Here is a 20,970-nt window from a genome sequence, read left to right on the forward strand (position 1 = left end):
GGCCAGGGCGCCGCTGTGCCGCTTCAGACGGGGAGGTGGGCGGCGAGCCTCTCCCACTGTCGTTCGGGCGGTGAATCGGGTGCGGCGGTCGTGAGGTGGAGGCTGACGTGGTCGGCTCCGGCGGCGAGGTGCTCGTGGACGCGCTGGGCGATGTCCTGGGCGGGGCCGTGAGCCACCAGGGCGTCGACCAGTCGGTCGTCGAGTGCCTCGGGGGTCTCGTGGCCGAGTTCTCGCAGCAGGTCCCGGCGGTTGGGGAGGGCTGCCTCGGCCGTGCTGCGGGCCAGGTCGGCGGTGTCCGCGCGGTTGCGGCCGAGCACGCACAACTGGGTGACGGCCAGGAGGCGGTCGTCCCCGAGCGCGGCCCTGGCGGTGCGGGTGTACTCGACGGGCATGCCCAGCACGGTCGCGCCCCGGGCGCGTTCGCTGGCAAGGGCGACCATGGCGGGTTCCAGGGCCATGAGGACGCGATGCGGTGAGGCCGCCGTGTGGGGCGGCCCGAACGGGGCGGCGTCCACCGCGTCGAGGTAGGCGCGCATGGTGGCCAGGGGCGGGGCGAAGCGGTGGCCGCGGACGTCTTCGGCCAGGCTGGGGTGGCCGGCCCACAGGCCGAGCAGGAACCGTCCGGGGAAGGCCTCCTCCAGGGTTCGTTGCGCGGCTGCGGCCGTGACCGGGTCGCGGGCGTAGATGTCGGTCATGCCGGCGGCCACGGTGATGCGGCGGGTGGCCGTCAGGAGGATCGCGGCCTGGGCCATGGCCTCGCGTCCCACGGTCTCGGGGAACCACAGGGTGCCGTAGCCGAGGTCCTCGATCATGGCGGCTGCCCGGCGGATCCCGGGTGCCGGGAGGTGGTCGAAGTCCTCGGCCCAGATGCCGATGCGTCCGAGGCCGTGCGTGCGGCGGGCGTTCATCCGTCCCGCACCGCTGAGCAGGTGCCGAGTCTCGGTCCTGCCCTGCGGGCCGGTCGCCTCCGAGGCCGGGGCGGTCTTCTGCGTCTGCTTCACGCCTGTTCTCCGTCGCGTCCACGCGGAAGGGGGCCGCCCATAAGTGGGGTGGTCCTCCATTTCTCTCCTCGGTACGATATGGAGGACCACCCCGTTTTTCAACCCGTCAGGAGCGCCCGTGCCCAGGGATGCCGCCGCCCCGCCGAGCCGGCCGCTGCGCGCCGACGCCCGCCGCAACGTCGACCGGATCGTGGCGGCCGCCGGGGCCCTGATCGCCGAGCATGGCGCCGACGCCTCCCTGGAGGAGGTCGCCCGCCGGGCGCAGGTCGGCTCGGCCACCCTGCACCGCCACTTCCCCTCGCGGCAGGCGCTCCTGGAGGCGGTCTTCCGGGACCGGGTGCAGGCTCTGTGCGCGAAGGCCCGCGATCTGCTCGCCGAACAGGATCCCGGCCGGGCGCTGTCCACGTGGCTTCACGCGGTCGGCGCGCATGCCGTGGCCAACCGGGGCCTGGGGACGTCGCTGATGCGCGACGCGGAGGAGCCGGCCTTGGGCGAGACCTGCCACGACATGATCACCGAGGCGGGGGACGCCCTCCTCGCCCGCGCCCGCGAGGCCGGCGCCGTACGTCCCGAGATCACCATCGGCCGGCTGCTGAAGCTCGTCGGCGCCATCGCGCTGGCCACCGAACAGGACGTCGACGGCCCGGCCGAAGCCGACCTCCTGATCGCGATCGCCATCGAAGGCGTCTGCGTGCGCTGACTCGGTGCCCGGTACGGCCCGTCCGGCCGGCGCCCCTGCTTGTCCGCCTGTCCGCCTGTCCGCCTGTCCGCCTGTCCGCCTGCCCGCCTGCCCGCTCGCCCTCCGCTCCGACCTTTGCATTGCCTATCGATATTCGATAGATTCCCATCGTAACTCGATGGAGGGATGGGTCATGGGAAAACTGACCGTGCGTGCGCTGCGCGCCGTGCTCGTGGTGGTACTCGCTGGCACCGTGTTCGTACAGGCGCTGATGGTGTGGGCGTTGGCCACCGACCCGGAGGACGGGACGCTCCCGCTGACCCCGCTGCGCCTGATCACGATCCTGGGACTGGCGTCCGCCCAGGTCGCCCTGGTCTGTGTATGGCGGCTGGTGGCGATGGTGCGGCGCGGAACCGTGTTCTCGTCTGCCGCCTTCCGGTACGTGGACGGCGTGATCGGCGCGATCGTGGCGGCCGCCCTCGTGTGGTTCGCGGTCACGGCCATCAACGCCCCGGGCCAGCGGGAGGACCCGGGGGTCACCGTGATCATGGGCGGGATCGGCGTGGCCATCCTCGGGGTCGCGCTCATCGTGCTCGTCCTGCGGATGCTGCTCGTCCAGGCCGTCGCGCGCGATGTCCAAGCGGTGCAGATGCAGGCCGAGTTGGACGAGGTCATCTGATGGCCATCGCCGTCGACATCGACGTGATGCTGGCCAGGCGGAAGATGTCCGTGGGTGAACTCGCGGACCGGGTGGGGATCACCCCCGCCAACCTGGCGGTACTCAAGAACGGCCGTGCCAAGGCGGTGCGTTTCGCGACGCTCGCCGCGCTCTGCGAGGTGCTCGACTGCCAGCCGGGCGACCTGCTGCGCTGGGAGAACGAGGACGCCGCAGGCGAATGACGTGCCCGGGGGTGGGTGTCATCACCCGACGAAACCGTTGTGGCCCGACCCACGTCCACCGGACCGGTCCGACAACGGGCCGCTCAGATGTGGTCGGCGCCCGACCAGCTGTACCATCCGCCGCCGACCTCGGTGTACTCGATCCGGTGCTTGGTGGGGCCAGCCGGCGGGAACCAGGCGAAGCCGTGGGGGGCGAGGAGACCGGCGCCCCTGACGGCGAACTTCACTCCACCGTCGGCCAGTTCGAGATCCTGGAGCGGGTATCCGTTGATCCAGGCCGGAGCAGTGCCGATCGAGCCCGTCGCGAGTGCCCGCTCGGCGAACGAGGTGAGCGCGGGCCGGGCAACCGCGAAGCGTGCCTCCTGCGGGATACCGCTGCCGATCAGCAGCACAGTGGCGCCGACCAGCAACGGCGCGGCCGCCCAACGCCACCGGCCGAGCCGCTGCTTCGCGCCTGCCCGTCCGGCCGGACGCGGTGCGGCCGGCGCCGGCTGCCAGATCTGCACCACCTGCCAGACGAGCCAGGCGAAGGGCAGCAGTACGAGTGCTGCCATGCCGACCCCCAGCAGGCTGTAGTCCCCGCCCGGCACGCTGGACCCCAGCACGAGCGCGCCGTTCGCCAGCAGGCAGCCCACCAGCACACTGTTGCCCGGCCGCTGGGGTCGCCGCAGGCTCCATCGGGCAGCGGGCGACTCGGCCGCCTCCGTCGGACCCGCGGCCGGCACCGCCGTTGCCGGAGTCCTGGCCGCGCCGAACAGCAGGGTCAGTATCGGCACCAGGACTGCAGCACCCGCCGCCGCCAACACGAGCCACTCGTGCCCGGAGTCCCGCGGCGTCATCGTGATCCGACCGACCACCACCACCAGGAGGAGTGGGCCCCAGTAGCCGAACCCGAGCAGCCGGCGGCCCGCGGCCGCCATTCGTTGGGCGCCTGAGGAAAGGGAGTTCGAGATCATGCCGACCTTCTTACCAGGCGTCAGCTCCCGCCCGAAAGGCCCGTCCGGCGCCGCTGTCCGCGGGCCGACCGGCCCTCCACGTCGCCGCAGTCCGCCCTACGGACACCGGCCCGGGGGGGGCGAGCCAGGACTTCATGGACGAGATCCGCGAAGCGCCGGGGGAAGGCCCCGTCCGCCCGCGTACGTCGGTGGAGTCCTCGGCCAAGGCGCGGGCACCGGTGCGGCGAACCGCTGTGCGGCTGGTCACGGCGGTCGTACGCCCCCGCCCGAGGTGCGTTCGTGCCCGGTCGGACGGTATGCGGACCAGGCGGGGGCCGAGTGGTCGAGGGGGCTCGGCAGAGCGGTAGGCTGCGGCGCTCCACGTGCTTGATCAAGAGGGGGATGACGCAGTGAACCATGCCGACCGGGAACCCACGCCTGGCGCCGTCGGCCCGCCGGGCGCGCCGGCCGCACCCGGCTGGGGATGGCCCGGCCCCCAGGGCCCGCCCTACACCCCCGCCGCACCGCAGCCCGGGGTGATCCCGCTGCGCCCGCTCGGGGTGGGTGACATCCTGCGCGCGGTCGTCGCCGTGGTCAGCCGGTACGGCAAAGTCCTCTACCACCAACTGATCGGCGTGACGGTCGCTGCGCTGCTGGTCGTGCCGGCCTACGCGGTATTCGCCGATGCCGCACTGTCCGGGTTGATCGAGGACGCCCAACGGGATCCGGACCGTGCGGTGACCGGCGGAGAGCTGGCCACGCTGATCGGGGTGGCCGGTGGCGGCTGGCTGCTGCTCGTGGTCCTCACCCTGGCGACGCAGGTCGTCGCGACGGCCGCCGGGACGAAGGTGGTGCAGCACGCGGTGTTGGGCCGCCCGGTGACCGCCCGCCGGTTGGCCGCCGAGGCGCGCCCGTACCTGTGGCGGGTGTTCGGCTCCTTCCTGCTGCTGGCGCTCACCGCGGTCGGCGTGCTGGCGGTCGGCCTGCTGCCGACCGTGATCGCGGGCCTGGCCGGAGCCGACACGCTCTCGCTGCTGCTGCTCCCGCTGGCGGCGGTAGCTGCCGGGCTGGCGATGTACGCGCAGGTCAGGCTGGTGCTCCAGATGCCCGTCCTGATCCTGGAGGACATCCGCCCGACGGCCGCCCTCCGGCGGGCCTGGCACCTCAACGAGGGCGCCTGGTGGCGCAGCCTGGGCATCCCGTACCTGGTGAGCCTGGTCGGCTCGGCAGCGGCCCAGCTCCTGATGCTGCCGTTCGTCGCCCTCGGCGTCGTGCTGCTGTTCGCCTTCGGCGGGACGGGGGCGGACGGGGTGTGGAATCCCGGCCCCGGATCGTTGATCGGCCTGTCGGCGAGCCTCTGCACGGGTCTGCTGGTGGCGGGCGTCGCCGGCGCACCGCTGATCCCGGTGACCAACGCGCTGCTGTACGTCGACCGCAGGATCCGCCGAGAGAGCCTCGACGTCGCACTCGCCCAGGCCGCCGGCTTCCACCCCGGCCCCGGCTACCCTGCCCCCGCCTACCCCGGCTACCCCGGCTCTCCGTACCCCGGTTCCCCGTACCCCGGCGCGGAGCAGCCGCCGACCGTAGCTCCGGAGCCCGGCAGCCCGGCCGCCGTCCCCGCCCAGGACCGGGGCCACGAGGCACCAGCACCCGCCCCCGCCCCGGATCGGCCGGGCCCGGACCCGGAGGAGGCCTGACCTGACCCGCTGTTCGGCCCGTCCGTGCCCGTCGCCCTCTCCGGGGCGGCGGGCACGAGCAGTTGAGAGTGGCTGGTGAGCCCGAGGGTGTCGGCTCGGCGGGCGAGCGGGTCGAGTCCCTGCTGTTCACCCCTTCTGCGGGTGGGCGGTCTCTGTGGTGAGGAGAGGGCACAGGGCATCCTGGAGATCTTCGATCCGGCGGTAGTGGTGGGCAGCCATCCCCACCTCGCGGGCCGCGACTACGTTGGCGGCGCTGTCGTCGATGAACAGGCAGCGGTGGACCGGGGCGCCGACCCGTTCAGCGGCGATGAGGTAGACCCGCGGATCGGGCTTCGCGACACCGATGCGGGAGGTGTTCACCACGGCATCGGCGAGGTCGCCCAACCCTTGCCGGGCCAGATCCGACTCCAGTCGTGTGGTCGCGTTGGAGACCAGGGCCACCGTCGCGACTTCGCGGACCCTGGCGAGAAGTGACACGACCTCTTGATCGACGCGTGGCATGAGATCGGACCAGGCGGTGACCACGTTCCGGGCGCGGTCCATCGATCCACATGCGCCGGCGAGCTCCGCCGTCACCGCCGAGCGCCATTGCTCATCCGTGATCTCCCCGGTGATGGCGGGGTGCAGACGAGGCGGCGCGAAGGCGGCTGCCGCGAGGGTGCCCGGTGGGAGCCCATGGTCATGGTCGAGGTCGGCGTGTCTGGGCGTCGGCCAATGCCGCAGCACGCCGTCGATGTCACAGAGCACGGCGTCGTAGGGGAGGGCAGTCATGGTGTGAACTCCTTCGTGGTGATAGCCCGTTGGCGACATCGGCGGTCAGGCAACTCGGTCTGACTGGTTGGGTTCCGAGTGCGGTCAGCCGTAGGCCAGGCCGGTCGGCACCGATGTGTCGGCCTGTGTCGGCCTGGAGACAGCCAAGCACCGCGACAGGTCCGGCGGAGCGTAACCGGCGGGTCGAGATGTCCTGGCCGCAGTGGCCCCTGCTCGTCCGTTGATGTGGCTGCCATGTGGTCGCTCCACGTCCGCGTTGCCCGCCGACCTGGGGCGCTGCACCGGGCGGCGACACCCTCCGGGACACCGTGCCGCCTGACACCGCCGGCGCGGACCTCGACGGCGTCGACGCGGGGCGGGCCTCCGTGAACCGCGCCAGTGCGCTGCGCCGATGTCGTAGGGCGGGGGTAGTCTCCGACCAAGATCGAACGGAGGAGGAGCCATGGCGAGCGCCCAGACCGGAGGCGGCCGAGCCGGCCGCCCCGCAGGTGTCCGGCAGAACAGTGACGGACTGACCGACCGGCAGACCAGGATCCTGCAGTTCGTGGACTCGACCATCGAGCAGCGGGGCTACCCTCCGAGCATGCGGGAGATCGGTGATGCCGTCGGACTCAGCTCCGTCTCCTCGGTCTCGCACCAGGTCCTGGCCCTGGAGAAGAAGGGCCACCTGGTCCGCGACGCGCACACCCCCCGTGCCTACCGCGTCCGCCACAACCCCTGGGACGCCCTTGCCCGGGACGACTCGCAGCTGCGGTCCGCATCCGTGGACCTGCCGCTGCTCGGCCGGATCGCCGCCGGAGCTCCCATCACCGCCGAACAGGAGACCGAGGACATCTTCACCCTCCCCCGGAGCCTCGTCGGCGAAGGGGAGCTGTTCATCCTGGAGGTACACGGGGATTCCATGACCGGCGCAGCCATCCTGCCCGGCGACTACGTGACCATCCGCCGCCAGGACACCGCCCAGCACGGCGACATCGTGGCCGCCCTGCTGGACGGCGAGGCCACCGTCAAGCAGCTGCGGATCGCCGACGGCCACACCTGGCTGATGCCCCGCAACCCCGCCTACGACCCCATCCCGGCCGACCGGGCGACCGTCCTGGGCAAGGTCGTCTCGCTCCTGCGCCGCCTGTAGACCGGGTCGGACGGCGGGTCTCATCGGCTCGGCGTGGACGACGTCATCCGTGACGGCAGCACCGCGCTGGTACGGCTAGGGCACCGGCCGACGCGCCCGTCGCCGTGCTGCTGCCGGAGCACCTCCCGAAGCGCGAAACCATGAACACCGCCGACGTGAGCCGATCCGTACGAAGGCCAGGCGCTAGCCGAGGCGGGCCAGCAGGTGGGCGTCGAGGAAGCCCCGCTCGGAGGCCGGGTCGTGGAGCAGCCGGGCGAACGGGACCAGCCCGGCCCCGGTCAGCAGCTCGGCGAACCGGTCGGCCGGCCAGCTGTAGGCGGGGGTCACCTTGTGGTCGAAGCGGACCGGCTCGGGCCCCTCGGTCCCGAAGAACGAGACCAGGAGCAGGCCGCCCGGTGCCAGGACGCGCGCCTGCTCGGCGAGCAGCGCCGGTAGTTCCCCGGGCGGGGTGTGGATCATCGAGTAGTGGGCCAGCACACCGCCGAGCGCGTCGTCCTCCACGGGCAGGGCCTCCATCCGTGCCTCGTCGAACTGCAGCGTGGGATGGGCCCGCCGGGCGTGGCCGACCATGGCCGGGGAGAGGTCGAGCCCGAAGGCGTCCAGTCCCAGGTCGTGCAGCATGGCTGTCAGATGTCCGGGCCCGCAACCGAGGTCGGCCGCCCGCGTGTTGCCCGTCCCGCGCACCAACTCGGCGAAGGTGGCGATCATGGACCGCGCGAAGGGCTGCGTCTCCAGTTGGTTGGCGAACATCGACGCGTACAGTTCGACGACCTCGTCGTAGGCCGCTCTGGTCTGATCCTGGTGCTCCGCCACGGGAGGGACGTTAACACCCGCCGTTCGCACCCGGAGATCCTGTCCCAGGTCATCGCCGCAAGTCGCTCAGGCGGCAGACTAGTTGCCGGATGGCGCGCCGGGTGGGTCCGCCGGTTGATCGGCGGGCCCACCCGGCGTTCCTACCGGCTGTCGTGGGAACGGACTCCGGGGGTCCGCCACAGCCGGGGATCGGGGACCTCAAGATCCGAGGACGTCAAGGTCCGGTGATCTCAAGGCACGAAGGGTTCAAGACCCGGATTCCCGGGCCTCAGCAGGTCAGGCGGTGACCAGCGAGAGGCCGTAGACCGAGAGGATCTCGTTCACCGGCTGGAACCAGGTCTGGCCGCCGCTGCTGCAGTTGCCCCAGCCGCCGGAGGTCACACCCTGCGCCTGGTCCCCGGTGATGAAGGAGCCGCCGGAGTCGCCGGGCTCGGCGCAGACGCTGGTGCGGGTCACCTGGTAGACGGCGCCCGCGCTGTAGTTCACCGTCTCGTTGAGGCCCTGCACGGTGCCGCAGTGCCAGTGGGTGGTGGAGCCGGAGCGGCAGACGGAGGAGCCGACCGGAGCCTGCCACGAGCCGCGGACCAGCACGTCACTGACGGTGCCCCAGCCGAGGACCACGGGGACGGTCCACCAGCCGTTGCCGATCCGGATGAACGAGTAGTCGTTGCCCGGGAACGACGAGCCGGCGAACGAGCCCATCGCCGAACCGTCCCAGCCGACCACGCTGCTCCCCGCGCCGCCGCAGTGCCCGGCGCTGACGAAGCCGCCCTGCACCGCGAAGCCGATCGAGCAGCGGGTGTTGCCGTTGATGTAGTACGGGTCCCCGCCGACCACGCCGGCCGACAGGGTGTGCGGCGTGTGGTCCGCGGTCTGCTCCTCGACGGCCACCGGGCCGGCCTGCTCGGCGGCGGCGACGAAGGCCGCCACCCGGGCGTCCTGGCCGGCGCCGGGGGCGAGTTCGATCACCACGCTGTTGCGCCGGGGGTCGACCCGCCAACTGCTCACCCCCGCCGGGGCCGCGGCGGCCCGGGAGTGGGTGTCGATGGCGGCCTTGGCGGTGTCGAGCTCGGCCTGCGAGTGCCGGACGACGACCGTCTCGGCGCCCGCCGCCCGCAGGGCGCCGCTGCGCGCCGCGTCGGTGACGGCGACCACCAGGGACTCCCGGTCCGCGTCGTACCAGGAGCCGGCGAAGGCCTGGCCGGCGAGGCGTTCGGCCTGGGGGGCCAGCCGGGCGGCGCGGTCCTCCCGGGCCAGCCGGCGGGCGGCCTGGTCGGCGGTGAGGCCGAGGTCCCGCCGCAGCGCGTCGGTGAGTCCCGGTGACAGGGTCTGGGCCGTGCCGGTGGCGGGGGCTTCGCCCGTGCGGTCGGCGGCCGTGGCGGCCGAGGCGCCGAGGCCGATCGTGGACAGGGTCAGGAGGGTGGCCAAGGCCACCCGGGCAAGGGTGTGTCGCACCGCTGATCTCCTCTGATCCGTGGCGAGTGGGGGCTGCCTTACGGGGAGAGAGCGCTCTCTGAACTACGGGTCTAGACCGCGCTGGGTAGTTTTACATCGTTGAATGTCCGCGTCAACAATCCCAACTCGACCCGCTGTCAAAGGATCTGACAGAACCTCTGCCGCAGACTGCCCCTCGGCCGGCCGGACGGGTCGCGCCCCGCAGCCGCACCGGTGGCCCTCACCCCACGCCGGCCCGCCGCGGAAGGACCGCAGCAGGCCGTCCGGCCGGGCACCTCCGCACGCAGCCGGACCAGCGCTGACCCACCCGCTGCCTGCCTGCCGTCGGTCAGTCGGCAGCCCGTCATCCGGCCACCCGTCAGTCCGGCCGCCCGTCAGCCGTCAGCCGGCTCCGGCCGGGCCTGCGACAGGTGCGGGAAGCGGAACTCCGTCCGGCTGGTGAAGCGCTCTCCCGGGCGCAGGACGGTGCTCGGGTACTCCGGCCGGTTGGGCGAGTCGGGCAGGTGCTGGGTCTCCAGGCAGATGCCGCCGTGCCGGGGGTGGCGGTGGCCGTCGGCGTCCGCCAGGGTGCCGTCCAGCCGGTTGGCGGTGTACACCTGCACGCCCGGCTCGGTGGTCCACACCTGGAGGACGCGGCCGCTCGCCGGGTCGCTCAGCCGGGCCGCCGGGCGCAGGGCGCCGGGCTCGGCCGCCGGCCGCAGCACCCAGCAGTGGTCGAAGCCGCCGGCGTTCTTCAGCTGCTGGTCCTCGGCCGCGATGGCCTCGCCGACCTGCCGGGCCCGGGTGAGGTCGAACGGGGTGCCGGCCACCGCCTGGAGCGGGCCGAACGGGATGGCGTCCGGCGCGACCGGCAGGTAGTGGGCGGCGTCCACCTCGACCAGGTGCCCGAGGACGTCGCCGGAGCCGGCGCCGCCCAGGTTGAAGTACGCGTGGTTGGTGAGGTTCACGACGGTCGGGCGGTCGGTGACGGCCTCGAAGGCCACCGACAGGGTGCCCGCCTCGTCGAGCGCGTACCGAACGCTCACCGACAGCGCGCCGGGGAAGCCCATGTCGCCGTCCGGGCTGAGCAGGGTGAGCCGCAGCGCGGCCCGGTCCTCGGCCGGTTCGGCCAGCCAGTGCCGGCTGTCGAAGCCCTCCGGGCCGCCGTGCAGGGTGTGGCCCTGGTCGTTGGCGGGCACCTGGTGGCTCTGGCCGTCGATGCTGAAGCGGCCGTCCGCGATCCGGTTGGCGAAGCGCCCGACGAGGGCGCCGAAGTACGGGCCGGGCGCGGCGTAGGCGGCAGCGTCCGGCAGGGAGAGCACGACCGAGCGGCTGTGTCCGGCCGCGTCCGGTACCGACAGGCGGTGGAGGATGCCGCCGTACGTGAGGATCTCGGCGCTCACGCCGGAGGCGGACTCCAGTCTCCAGAGGTCCACGGGACGTCCGTCGGGGGTGCTGCCGAACGGTTCACGGTGGGGTGCGGGCTGGGGCATCGTCAGTCCTCGGGGAGGGGCGGTACGCCGTGAGCGGCGAGTGGTCGGTTGCGGTGGGTGTCAGGTGCGGCGGGCCGTCGACTCCCGGACCGTGACGGTGTAGCCGGGCTGGATGTGTTCGGGTTCCAGCCCCGGGGTGCCGGCCAGCCGGGCGACGACCCGCTGGACGGCGAGTCTGGCGATGGCCTGCTTGTCGGGCGAGACCGTGGTGAGGGCGACGGGGGAGAAGCGGCCTTCCTCGATGTCGTCGAAGCCGACCACCGAGACGTCCTGCGGCACCCGCAGCCGGCGTTCGGTCAGCACCCGCATCGCGCCGAGCGCGACGAGGTCGTTGTAGGCGAACACGGCGTCGGGCCGCTCGCCCCGGTCCAGGATCGCGTTCATCGCGGCGGCGCCGTCCACCCGGCCGTAGCCGTCGGTGGCGGCGACCAGCGAGTCGTCGCAGGGCAGTCCCGCTCCGGCGAGCTCCTCGCGCCAGCCGCGCAGGCGCAGGTGCGCCGGGCGGCGAGCGCTCTCCCGCCTGGCCCCGAGGAAGGCGATCCGCCGGTGCCCGAGGCCGGTCAGGTGGCGGACGGCACTGCGCGCGGCGGCGACGTTGTCGATGGCGATCTGGTCGTACGGCGCGTCGTACTCGCGCTCGCCGAGCAGCACCAGGGGCGCGTCCTCGGAGCGGCCGAGCAGGTCCTCGGCCTCCAGCTCGATCGGGCTGAGGATCAGCCCGTCGATCACATGGGCGCGGAACCCCTGCGAGACCAGCACCTCCTTCTCCCGCCGTCCGCCGGTGTGGTCCAGCAGCACCGTGTAGTCGTGGCGCGCGGCCGCGTCGATCACGGCGCCGGCCAGTTCGGCGAAGTAGGGGTTGCCGAGTTCGGGCACGGCCAGTGCGATGATGCCGGTCCGGCCCTTGCGCAGGTGGCGGGCGATCAGATTGGGCCGGTAGCCGAGCTCGTCGATCGCCGCCTGGACGCGCTCCCGCATCGCGGGTGTGACATGCGGGTAGTTGTTCACCACGTTCGAGACGGTCTTGACCGATACGCCCGCGTGCTGCGCGACGTCCTTCAGGCTGGCGCCCACAAACTTCCTTCCTTCGGCCGGCCGTCGAGGCGGCGCGGCGGTGCCCGGCCCCGGTCCGGCTCACCGGCCCGGCCGCCGGTGGCGTCGGGGGCCGGTGCCGGGAGTCCTCGGTGCCGGGGCCGGGCGGGCTCAGGTCCGGCGGACCTTCGACAGATAGCGCTGGGTGACGACGACCAGGATCAGGAACCCGCCGCTGACCACCGACTGGTACGAGGAGTTGAGCGAGCCGATCTGGTTGATCAGGTTCTGGATCACGGCCAGCAGCAGCACGCCCCACAGGGTGCCGGAGACCGAACCCGCGCCGCCGACCAGCAGGGTGCCGCCGATGACGACGGCGGAGATGGCGTCCAGCTCCATGCCCACGCCGATGATGGTCACGCCGGAGGAGAGGCGGGCGGCGTTGAGGGCCCCGGCGAGGCCGGCGAGCAGCCCGCTCAGCACGTAGACCAGCACCTTGGTGCGGGCCACCGGGAGGCCCATCAGGGTGGCGGCGTCGCTGCTGCCGCCGACGGCGAACATCGCCTGGCCGAACGAGGTCCGCTGGAGGACGAGGCCGCCGACGCCGAAGAGCAGCAGGGCGATCAGGACGGGGTAGCCGAAGCCGCCGACGGTGCCCTGGCCGAGCTCGGCGAAGACCGAGCCGCGCGGCACCAGGTAGGTGGTGGCGCCCTCGTCGGTCAGCGCGAGCAGCAGGCCGCGGGCGGCGAGCAGCGAGGCGAGCGTGACGATGAACGGAGCCATCCCGGCCTTGGCCACCAGCAGTCCGTTGACCGCCCCGATCGCGCCGCAGACCGCGAGCGGCACCAGCAGCGCCGGGACGGGGCCCCACTGGGAGGCCCAGGCGGCCAGCACGCCGCCGAGGGCGAAGACCGAGCCGACCGAGAGGTCGATGCCGCCGGTGATGATCACCATGGTCATGCCGAGGGCGACGATCGACAGGAAGGAGACCTGCACGGTGATGCTGCGGGCGTTGTCCACGCTGGCGAAGGCCGGGAAGACGAACGAGGAGACCACGACGACCAGCAGCAGGACGGCCAGCACGCCCTGGCGGCGCAGCAGCCCGGCGGCCCTGGCCGCGGTGCCGGCCGGCCGCGGGCCCGGCCGTGGAGCGTTGGTGGCGCTGGCGGTGGCGGTGGAGAGGAGGTTCATCGGGATCGACGCTCCCGGGCGACGTAGACGGCGACGAGGATGATGGCGGCCTGCGCCATCTGGGCGGTGGAGTCGTGCAGGTCGTGGCTGACCAGGGTGGCGTGCAGCAGTTGCATCAGCAGCGCGCCGGTCACCGTGCCCAGCACCCGGATCGAGCCGCCGGTCAGCGGGGTGCCGCCGACCACGACGGCGGTGATCGCGGACAGCTCCATCAGATTGCCGAGCGCGGACGGGTCGCTGGCGGTGAGCCGCGCGGTGGCCAGCACGCCCGCCAGCGCGGCGAGCGCGCCGCACAGGACGTAGACGCCGATCAGGACCCGTCGCACCGGCAGGCCGGCGAGCGCGGCGGCCGCCCGGTTGCCACCGACGGCCACCAACTGCCGTCCGAAGGTGGTGCGCTGCACCAGGAAGGCGACGGCCAGCGCCAGTACCCCGGCGATCAGGACGACCAGCGGGACGCCCAGCAGGCTGTCGGTGCCGAGCCCGAGCAGGTCGGTGTTCTCGATCTGCTTGAGGCGTCCGTCGGCGATCACCAGGGCCAGGCCCCGGCCGCCGACGAACAGGGCGAGGGTGGCGACGATCGGCTGCAGCCCGACCAGGGAGACCAGCGAGCCGTTGACCGCGCCGACCACCACCCCGGCGAGCAGGGCCACCAGCAGCGCCGGTACCAGGCCGTAGCCGAGGTAGAGCGGCAGCAGGGAGCTGGCCAGCGCCATCGTGGAGCCGACCGACAGGTCGACGCCCTCGGTGCCGATCACCAGGGCCATGCCGAGCGCGACGATGACCACGGGCGACACCTGGACGAGCTGGGTGCGCAGGTTGGCGACGGTCAGGAAGTGGTCGGTGAAGAGCGCGTTGAACACCAGGAGCACGGCGACGGCGAGGTAGACGCCGTACCGCTGGAGCAGCCTGGTGACGTCCGGCCGGGCGGCGGCCGTCCGGGGGAGGGTGAGGGGTGCGTGGGTCATCGGGGGCCGTCCTGGCCGTCGGGGGCGTCGTGGCCGTCACGGGCGGGGGAGGGGTGGGCGGTGGGTTCGGCCGCGGCGTCGGGGGAGTGGGCGGCGAGCACGGCCAGCAGGTCGTCCTCCGTCACCTGCTCCCCGGTCAGCTCGCCGGCGACCGCGCCGCCGCGCAGCACCAGGAGGCGGTCGGCGCCCTCGATCAGCTCCTCGATGTCGGAGGAGATCAGCAGCACCGCCAGTCCCTCCCGGGCGAGTTCGTCGATCAGGGCCTGGACCTCGGCCTTGGCTCCGACGTCGATGCCGCGGGTCGGCTCGTCCAGCAGCAGGACCTTGGGCTCCAGGCAGAGCCAGCGGGCCAGCAGCACCTTCTGCTGGTTGCCGCCGGACAGCTCGCCGACCTTCTGCTCGGGGCTGGAGGCCTTGATCCGCAGCCGCTTCATGAAGATCTCGACGATCTTGTCCTGCTTGGCGCGCGAGACGACGCCGAGCCGGGAGAGCCGGGGCATCGCCGCGAGCACGATGTTCTCGCGTACCGAGAGGCCGGGCACGATGCCCTCGGCCTTGCGGTCCTCCGGCAGCAGGCTGATGCCCGCCCGGATCGCCGCGGCGGGGCTGTGCCGGCGCAGCGGCTGCCCGGAGACCCGGATCTCGCCGCCGTCCAGGGCCAGGGCTCCGGCGAGCGCCTTGGCGGTCTCGCTCCGGCCGGATCCCAGCAGGCCGCCGAGGCCGAGCACCTCGCCCGGCCGCAACGCCAGGTCGATGTCGTGGAGTTCGTGGCCGCGGGTCAGGCCGGTGGCGGTCAGCACGGGCTCGCGCTCGGAGTGGTGCCCGTCGCCGAAGGCGGTGACGCCGCTCTGGCGGACCTCGGTGAGCTCGCGGCCGAGCATCATCGCGACCAGCTGCATCCGGTTCAGCTCGGCCAGCGGGCCGGTGTGCACCAGCTTTCCGTCGCGCAGCACGGTGACGCGCTCGCAGATCCGGTACAGCTCGTCCATCCGGTGGCTGACGTAGACGACGGCGATCCCGCGCTCGTGCAGTTCGCCGATCACCCGGAAGAGCGTCTCCACCTCCCTGGGCTCCAGGGAGGAGGTGGGCTCGTCCATCACCACGACCCGGGCCTGGACCGAGACGGCCCGCGCCAGCGCGACCATCTGCTGGGTGCCGACGCCGAGGGTGTCCAGCGGGCGCCGGACGTCGGCCGTCACGCCGAGGCCGGCCAGCAGTTCGGCGGCCTCCCGGTGCATCCGGTTGAAGTCGATCAGGCCGAAGCGGGTCTTCGGTTCCCGGCCGAGGAAGATGTTGCGCGCCACGCTCATCAGGGGGACGAGGTTCACCTCCTGGTAGATGGTGGCGACGCCGGCCTGCTGGGCCTCGTACGGGCGGCCGAACGCCACCGGCGCTCCGCCCAGGCGCAGTTCGCCGCCGTCGGGGCGGTGCACGCCGGTGAGGACCTTGATCAGCGTGGACTTGCCGGCGCCGTTCTCGCCGACGAGGGCGTGGATCTCGCCGGCGCGCAGGGTGAAGGAGACGTCGTCGAGCGCCACCACGCCGGGGAAGCGCTTGCTGACGCCGATCGCCTCCAGGACGGGGGCGGTCGGTGAGTCGGTGGCCGCCGGTGCGGTCTTCGCCGGGACGGCTGGGGGTGGTGCCATGGTGATGGCCTTCCAGGGCTGGGCTGGGGGTTCGGGAGAGGAGGGGCCGGGCCGTACGTCGCCGTGCGGACGCGTACGGCCCGGCTGCTCGTCGACCACCCGGACGGCGGTCGTGCGGCGGCTTCCCGTCAGTAGGCGCCGTCGAGGGAGGACTTGGCGTTGTCCGGGTCGTACGCGCGGTCGGTGATGATCACGTTGTCCGCGATGCCCGTGCCGTCGAAGAACTTCTGCGCGGTCGCGAAGGCGAGCGGGCCGAAGCGGGGGTTGGACTCGATGACGCCGTTGTACTCGCCGCCGGCCAGGGCCTCGACGGCGTTGCGGGTGCCGTCCACCGACACGATCTTGATGTCGGTGCCGGGCTTCTTGCCCGCGCCCTTGATCGCCGTGACGGCGCCGAGGCCCATCTCATCGTTCTCGGCGTAGATCGCGGTGATGTCGGGGTGGGACTGGAGCAGCTGCTCGGTGACCTGCTGGCCCTTGTCGCGGGCGAACTCGCCGGTCTGCTGGGCGACGATCTGCAGGCCCGGGGCGGTGGCGGCGATCTGGTCGACGAAGCCCTTGGTGCGGTCGGTGGTGACGCCGTTGCCCGAGGTGCCGAGCAGGACGGCGACCTTGCCGGTGCCTCCGGTGGCCTTCACCAGGGAGTCGGCGGCGCGCTTGCCCTGCTCGACGAAGTTGGAGCCGATGAAGGTCAGGTAGTCCTTGCAGGCGGTGGCGTTGAGCTTGCGGTCGATCGTGATGACCGGGACGTGCTTGGCGGCGGCCGCCTGCAGGGCCGGCTCCAGGCCGTCGGAGTTGAGCGGGGCGATGATCAGGAGCTGGGCGCCCTGGTTGAGCATGTCCTGGATGTCGCTGATCTGCTTGGGGAGCTGCGACTGCGCGTTGGTGGTGAGGAGCTTCTTCACACCGAGCTTGGCGGCCTCGTCCTTGATGGACTGGGTCTCCGCGATGCGGAACGGGTTGGCCTCCTTCTCGGACTGCGAGAAGCCGACGACGGCGTCCTTGAGGTCGAGCTTCGCGGCGCCGTAGGCCTGGAGGTTGCAGCCGCCGCCGGCTGCCGCGTCGCCGCCGGCGGCGGCGCTCGGTGAGGCCACGACCTGGGCGCCCGCGCTGGAGTTCGAGGCCGAGTTGTTGGTGCTCTCCTGCTTCGCGCAGCCGGAGGCGGTGAGGGCGGCCGCGACGGTGAGCAGGCAGGCGGCGGTGAGGGTACGAGATCTGCGAATGGTCATGCTCACGACACTCCTTGGAGGCGGGGGTGGGACCGCAGGGTGGGTTCGGTCCTGAGGGGCTGGAGCCGTCTTCGGCGCCGACCGGTCTGATCCGGGCGGCGGCTGTACGTCGGGTGGCACGTGGTCGACCTGTGCTGATGCCAGCTGACAGTGCGATGGTTCGGGTGGTTCCGAGTGCCGCCGGGCGATTTCCGGGGTGCCGGGTCGCTGGCGTTTACAACGTTATACACATCGGGAGCGAGTGTGCCAAGGGATCGCTCTCCCGGTTTCCGGAACATTTCCCGACCGTGACCTGAGCCGCCGTTCGGAGGCCGGCGTCACACCACTGCGGCGAGTGCTCCGAGCACCGCGTAAGCGCTGGCCCGGGCCCTCCCGGTCAGGGGTGCGGCCTCGGCGGCGCGTCGGTGCCGGTTTCGGGCGAACTGTGTCAGACCCCTGGACACGAATCCTGACGCGTGCTCTTATGCCGTTGGCAGCAACGTTTCCAACGTTGGAAGGACGCCCCCTCCGACCCCGCCTCCACCGTGGTCGAGCCCGTCCCTGCCGTGTCCCCGCCGGAATCACCGTGCCGCAGCCGCACGTCGGGCACCCCGCCCGGCGGAGCGCACCCGGTGTCCACCGGCGAAACCTCTGCATCCCCGGGACGGGCGGACCACCGCCCGGGAATGCCCCACCACCCTCCAGTCCCCCCGTGTGAGGAGCCACCGCATGACACGACAGCCAGCCACCCGACACCGAGGCCGGATGTGGGCGCTGCTGCTGGCAGCGACACTCTCGCTGCCCGTGGTCGGCCTGGTCCCCGGTACCTCGGCCGCCGAGGCCGCCGACGGAACCGCGACCTTCGCCGCCGCCGCCGACCCCGCCACCCAGGTGCACGGCCTGAAGGGCGAGTACTACCGGATGTCGGCCCCGGGTGCGCGTGACTTCGCCGAGCTCGGCGGCGTCGCCCTCGACCCGCAGATCAGCCTCCCCGGGCTGGCGTCGACGTTCCAGGAGACGACCGGCCGGCAGGAGAACACCACCGCGCGCTGGACCGGTCAGATCGAGGCCCCCGCCGACGGCGACTACACCTTCTACGCCATCGGCGACAACGGCTTCCGCCTCTTCATCGACGGCGCGCCCGTCATCGACCACTGGGTGCCCGACTGGGACAACGAGCAGACCAGCGCCGTCGTGCACCTCAAGGCCGGGGAGCGGCACGACTTCCGCCTGGAGATGTTCCAGGACATCGGCGGGGCCAACATGTTCCTCCGCTGGTCGAGCCCGGCGCTGCCGAAGCAGCTGGTACCGGAGAGCGCCTTCACCCCGCCCGCCGGCTTCAGCGTCTACCCGGTCGCCCTGTCCGTCGCCCAGGACGGTCTGAAGGTCCAGGCCACCTTCGACGCCAAGGTCGGCAACGTCCAGGGCGTCGCGAGCCACCTGACGATCGAGTCGGACACCACGCCGATGCCCGTCAAGTCGGTCGCCACCGCCTCCGACGACAAGCGCTCGGTCATCGTCAAGCTCTCCGAGCCGATCCAGAAGGGCCAGCAGGTCCGGGTCCGCTACGACGGCACGGGCGGCCTGACCTCCGGCGGGCAGACCGTGCCGGAGATCTTCCGCACCGCCACCAACAACTCCGCCCACCGTCTCACCACCCCGTGGACCGACAAGGTCGACAAGAACCACCCGCTGCCCGAGTACCCCCGCCCGCAGCAGGTGCGCGACGACTGGGTGAACCTGAACGGCCCCTGGCAGTTCGCCGGCGCCGCCGCAGGTGAGCAGCCGGTCTTCGGCAAGGACCTCGGCGAGAAGATCATCGTGCCGTACCCGGTCGAGTCGATGCTCTCCGGCCTGGAGCGGCACGAGGACCACATGTTCTACCGGCGCACGGTCACCGTCCCGAAGGGCTGGAAGATCGGCTCCGGCCAGCGCCTCAAGCTGAACTTCGGCGCCGTCGACAACAAGGCCACCGTCTGGGTCAACGGCACGAAGGTCGCCGAGCACACCGGCGGCTACACCGGCTTCTCCGCGGACATCACCGACGCCCTCAAGGGCACCGGCCCGCAGGAGATCGTCGTCGCGGCCACCGACACCGCCGGCCCGGACCAGCCGCTCGGCAAGCAGTCCGCCAACCCCGGCGGCATCGTCTACACCCAGTCGTCGGGCATCTGGCAGACCGTCTGGATGGAGCCGGTCGCCACCACCTCCATCGACACCGTCACCACCACCCCCGACATCGACAGCGGCACCCTCGCCGTCACCGTCAACTCACCCGGCGCACCCGCCGGCACGCTGGTCAAGGCCGTCGCCAAGGACACCGACGGCAACGTGGTCGGCTCGGTCAGCGGCCCCGCCAACACCCTGCTCCACCTGCCGGTGAGCAACCAGCACCTGTGGACGCCCGACGACCCGTACCTCTACGACCTCAAGGTCACGCTGACCAGCGGCAAGCAGACCGACACGGTCAAGAGCTACTTCGGGATGCGGAAGGTCGCCATCCAGGACGTCGGCGGCTACCAGAAGATCGTCCTCAACGGGAAGCCGATCTTCTCGCTCGCCGAACTCGACCAGGGCTTCTGGCCGGACGGCCTGTACACCCAGCCGACCGACTCGGCCATCACCTTCGACCTGAAGGCGCAGAAGGACCTCGGCTTCAACGCCGTCCGCAAGCACATCAAGGTCGAGTCGCCGCGCTGGTACTACCAGGCCGACAAGCTGGGCCTGCTCGTCTGGCAGGACTTCGTCTCCGGTGACTTCCGCACCACCGCCGGACAGCAGGAGTTCATCGCCGAGGGCAAGGCGGAGATGGACCTGCTCCACAACTCCCCGTCCCTCATCGGCTGGATCGTCTTCAACGAGGGCTGGGGCGAGTGGAACCGCGAGGACACCGGCAAGCTCACCGAGGCCGTCAAGGCCGCCGACCCGTCGCGCATCGTCAACGCCCACAGCGGTGTCAACTGCTGCGCCTCCAAGGGTGACTCAGGCGCGGGCGACATCATCGACCACCACGACTACGGCAACAACGACCCGGCGTTCCCGGACAGCAAGCGCGCGGCCATGGACGGCGAGCACGGCGGCTTCACCCTCCGCGCCCCCGGCCACATGTGGCCCGGCGCCCCGACCGTCATCTACAGCGGTGTGAACGACAAGGCCGCCCTCACCAAGAAGTACGTCGAGAACACCGAGACGTACTACCTCGCCGCCGCCGGCGCCGAGCTCTCCGGCTCCGTCTACACCCAGGTCACCGACCTGGAGAACGAGCTCAACGGCCTCTGGACGTACGACCGTCGCCAGATCAAGGTCGACCCGGCCCAGGTCCGTGCGATCAACCTCAAGGTCATCGCGGCCGGCGCCGCAGCCGGCGCCCGCTCCGAACTCAAGGGGGGCGGCTCCTGGTCCCTCGATGAGGGCACCGGCACCACCGCTGCCGACCAGGGTCCCAACAAGGCCTCGCTGACCCTGACCGGCGGCACCACCTGGACCCAGGGCATCAGCGGCAGCGCCCTCAAGTTCGACGGCCAGGCGCAGTACGCCCAGACCGCCGGGCCCGTGGTCGACACCAGCAAGAGCTACTCGATCTCCGCCTGGACCACCCTGGACGCCCTGCCCGGCAACTACGCCACCGTGGTCAGCCAGGACGGCCGCCGCACCGAGAACCCGTTCTACCTGCAGTACGGCCAGGGCGCGTTCGCCTTCAGCCTCCCCGGTGGCGTCCGCGCCCGGCTGGCGATCAACCCGCAGCTCGGCCACTGGTACCACCTGGTCGGCGTCCGTGACGCCGCGGCCGGCACCATCTCCCTGTACGTCGACGGCACCCTCGCCGCCACCGTGCCGGCCACCTCGGCCGACGTCTCCACCGGCCCGCTCAGCCTCGGCCGCGCCAAGTGGAGCGGTGGCAACGTGGACTACTGGAACGGCTCGATCGACCAGGTCCACGCGTACGACAAGGCCCTCACCGCCGCGGAGGTGAGCGCCCTGCACACCGCCGAGCAGCCCGCGTAGCACTCGACGGCCGCACCACGCCGCACCGCTTCGTGCCGCCCCCGGCGGGAGGACTCTCCTCCCGC

Annotated in this window: 17 protein-coding genes; 6 read left to right on the plus strand and 11 right to left on the minus strand. The window is 72.2% G+C overall.

The window, feature by feature from the left end:
- Positions 1-23 precede the first annotated feature (23 nt).
- On the minus strand, positions 24-1,001 hold the full coding sequence (locus ACFUK0_RS06675; RefSeq protein WP_380246970.1) for a TIGR03620 family F420-dependent LLM class oxidoreductase: 978 nt from the start codon (positions 999-1,001) through the stop codon (positions 24-26).
- Between the two features lie 118 nt (positions 1,002-1,119).
- Between ACFUK0_RS06675 and ACFUK0_RS06680 the strand changes: the two genes are divergently transcribed.
- The 3 genes from ACFUK0_RS06680 to ACFUK0_RS06690 all read left to right on the plus strand — a co-directional run bounded on the left by ACFUK0_RS06680 (position 1,120) and on the right by ACFUK0_RS06690 (position 2,580).
- Positions 1,120-1,701 (plus strand): TetR/AcrR family transcriptional regulator, encoded by a 582-nt coding sequence (locus tag ACFUK0_RS06680; RefSeq protein WP_380246971.1) that lies wholly within the window; start codon positions 1,120-1,122, stop codon positions 1,699-1,701.
- Between the two features lie 172 nt (positions 1,702-1,873).
- Complete coding sequence (locus ACFUK0_RS06685; RefSeq protein ID WP_380246972.1) at positions 1,874-2,359, plus strand: DUF2975 domain-containing protein; 486 nt, start codon at positions 1,874-1,876, stop codon at positions 2,357-2,359.
- Positions 2,359-2,580 carry a helix-turn-helix domain-containing protein gene (locus ACFUK0_RS06690; protein WP_380246973.1) on the plus strand — a complete coding sequence of 74 codons (222 nt, stop codon included), beginning with the start codon at positions 2,359-2,361 and terminating at the stop codon, positions 2,578-2,580. The genes ACFUK0_RS06685 and ACFUK0_RS06690 overlap by 1 nt, the downstream gene beginning before the upstream one ends.
- Positions 2,581-2,663: 83 nt before the next feature.
- Here the strand turns inward: ACFUK0_RS06690 and ACFUK0_RS06695 are convergent, their stop codons facing one another.
- Positions 2,664-3,536: a hypothetical protein gene (locus ACFUK0_RS06695; RefSeq protein WP_380246974.1), complete on the minus strand. Its 873-nt coding sequence runs from the start codon at positions 3,534-3,536 to the stop codon at positions 2,664-2,666.
- Between the two features lie 389 nt (positions 3,537-3,925).
- Between ACFUK0_RS06695 and ACFUK0_RS06700 the strand changes: the two genes are divergently transcribed.
- A complete protein-coding gene (locus tag ACFUK0_RS06700) occupies positions 3,926-5,212 on the plus strand; it encodes a hypothetical protein (protein ID WP_380246975.1) in 1,287 nt (428 codons plus the stop codon).
- A 126-nt stretch (positions 5,213-5,338) separates the two neighbouring features.
- Here the strand turns inward: ACFUK0_RS06700 and ACFUK0_RS06705 are convergent, their stop codons facing one another.
- Positions 5,339-5,983, minus strand: coding sequence for an HAD-IA family hydrolase (locus ACFUK0_RS06705; RefSeq protein ID WP_380246976.1), 645 nt, complete (start codon positions 5,981-5,983; stop codon positions 5,339-5,341).
- Positions 5,984-6,425: 442 nt separating this feature from the next.
- On the opposite strand from ACFUK0_RS06705, the gene lexA reads away from it, so the two are divergent.
- Positions 6,426-7,115, plus strand: coding sequence for a transcriptional repressor LexA (gene lexA, locus ACFUK0_RS06710; protein WP_380246977.1), 690 nt, complete (start codon positions 6,426-6,428; stop codon positions 7,113-7,115).
- Positions 7,116-7,298: 183 nt separating this feature from the next.
- Here lexA and ACFUK0_RS06715 read toward each other — a convergent pair whose 3' ends face one another.
- The 8 genes from ACFUK0_RS06715 to ACFUK0_RS06750 form a co-directional block, all read right to left on the minus strand.
- Positions 7,299-7,928, minus strand: a complete 630-nt coding sequence (locus ACFUK0_RS06715) for a class I SAM-dependent methyltransferase (RefSeq protein WP_380246978.1) — start codon at positions 7,926-7,928, stop codon at positions 7,299-7,301.
- A 276-nt stretch (positions 7,929-8,204) separates the two neighbouring features.
- Positions 8,205-9,383 (minus strand): S1 family peptidase, encoded by a 1,179-nt coding sequence (locus ACFUK0_RS06720; RefSeq protein ID WP_380246979.1) that lies wholly within the window; start codon positions 9,381-9,383, stop codon positions 8,205-8,207.
- A 374-nt stretch (positions 9,384-9,757) separates the two neighbouring features.
- A complete protein-coding gene (locus ACFUK0_RS06725; protein ID WP_380246980.1) occupies positions 9,758-10,855 on the minus strand; it encodes an aldose epimerase family protein in 1,098 nt (365 codons plus the stop codon).
- Positions 10,856-10,915: 60 nt separating this feature from the next.
- Positions 10,916-11,929, minus strand: a complete 1,014-nt coding sequence (locus ACFUK0_RS06730; protein ID WP_380246981.1) for a LacI family DNA-binding transcriptional regulator — start codon at positions 11,927-11,929, stop codon at positions 10,916-10,918.
- A 129-nt stretch (positions 11,930-12,058) separates the two neighbouring features.
- Positions 12,059-13,078 (minus strand): ABC transporter permease, encoded by a 1,020-nt coding sequence (locus ACFUK0_RS06735; protein WP_380246982.1) that lies wholly within the window; start codon positions 13,076-13,078, stop codon positions 12,059-12,061.
- Positions 13,075-14,046, minus strand: a complete 972-nt coding sequence (locus ACFUK0_RS06740; protein ID WP_380246983.1) for an ABC transporter permease — start codon at positions 14,044-14,046, stop codon at positions 13,075-13,077. The genes ACFUK0_RS06735 and ACFUK0_RS06740 overlap by 4 nt, the downstream gene beginning before the upstream one ends.
- The gene (locus ACFUK0_RS06745) at positions 14,043-15,692 is read right to left on the minus strand and encodes a sugar ABC transporter ATP-binding protein (protein ID WP_380246984.1); all 1,650 of its coding nucleotides are present in this window, start codon (positions 15,690-15,692) and stop codon (positions 14,043-14,045) included. The genes ACFUK0_RS06740 and ACFUK0_RS06745 overlap by 4 nt, the downstream gene beginning before the upstream one ends.
- 128 nt (positions 15,693-15,820) lie before the next feature.
- Positions 15,821-16,921, minus strand: coding sequence for an ABC transporter substrate-binding protein (locus ACFUK0_RS06750; protein WP_380246986.1), 1,101 nt, complete (start codon positions 16,919-16,921; stop codon positions 15,821-15,823).
- A 708-nt stretch (positions 16,922-17,629) separates the two neighbouring features.
- Between ACFUK0_RS06750 and ACFUK0_RS06755 the strand changes: the two genes are divergently transcribed.
- Positions 17,630-20,905: a LamG-like jellyroll fold domain-containing protein gene (locus ACFUK0_RS06755; protein WP_380246985.1), complete on the plus strand. Its 3,276-nt coding sequence runs from the start codon at positions 17,630-17,632 to the stop codon at positions 20,903-20,905.
- The last annotated feature ends 65 nt before the right edge of the window (positions 20,906-20,970 follow it).

The sequence above is a fragment of the Kitasatospora sp. NPDC057223 genome, from assembly GCF_042669755.1.
GTDB lineage: Bacteria > Actinomycetota > Actinomycetes > Streptomycetales > Streptomycetaceae > Kitasatospora.

Coding starts and splice junctions, on each gene's coding strand:
- ACFUK0_RS06685 (WP_380246972.1), top strand. CDS start 1,874: ATGGGAAAACTGACCGTGCGTGCGCTGCGCGCCGTGCTCGTGGTGGTA.
- ACFUK0_RS06750 (WP_380246986.1), bottom strand. CDS start 16,921: ATGACCATTCGCAGATCTCGTACCCTCACCGCCGCCTGCCTGCTCACC.
- lexA (WP_380246977.1), top strand. CDS start 6,426: ATGGCGAGCGCCCAGACCGGAGGCGGCCGAGCCGGCCGCCCCGCAGGT.
- ACFUK0_RS06755 (WP_380246985.1), top strand. CDS start 17,630: ATGACACGACAGCCAGCCACCCGACACCGAGGCCGGATGTGGGCGCTG.
- ACFUK0_RS06735 (WP_380246982.1), bottom strand. CDS start 13,078: ATGAACCTCCTCTCCACCGCCACCGCCAGCGCCACCAACGCTCCACGG.
- ACFUK0_RS06690 (WP_380246973.1), top strand. CDS start 2,359: ATGGCCATCGCCGTCGACATCGACGTGATGCTGGCCAGGCGGAAGATG.
- ACFUK0_RS06695 (WP_380246974.1), bottom strand. CDS start 3,536: ATGATCTCGAACTCCCTTTCCTCAGGCGCCCAACGAATGGCGGCCGCG.
- ACFUK0_RS06725 (WP_380246980.1), bottom strand. CDS start 10,855: ATGCCCCAGCCCGCACCCCACCGTGAACCGTTCGGCAGCACCCCCGAC.
- ACFUK0_RS06705 (WP_380246976.1), bottom strand. CDS start 5,983: ATGACTGCCCTCCCCTACGACGCCGTGCTCTGTGACATCGACGGCGTG.
- ACFUK0_RS06745 (WP_380246984.1), bottom strand. CDS start 15,692: ATGGCACCACCCCCAGCCGTCCCGGCGAAGACCGCACCGGCGGCCACC.
- ACFUK0_RS06740 (WP_380246983.1), bottom strand. CDS start 14,046: ATGACCCACGCACCCCTCACCCTCCCCCGGACGGCCGCCGCCCGGCCG.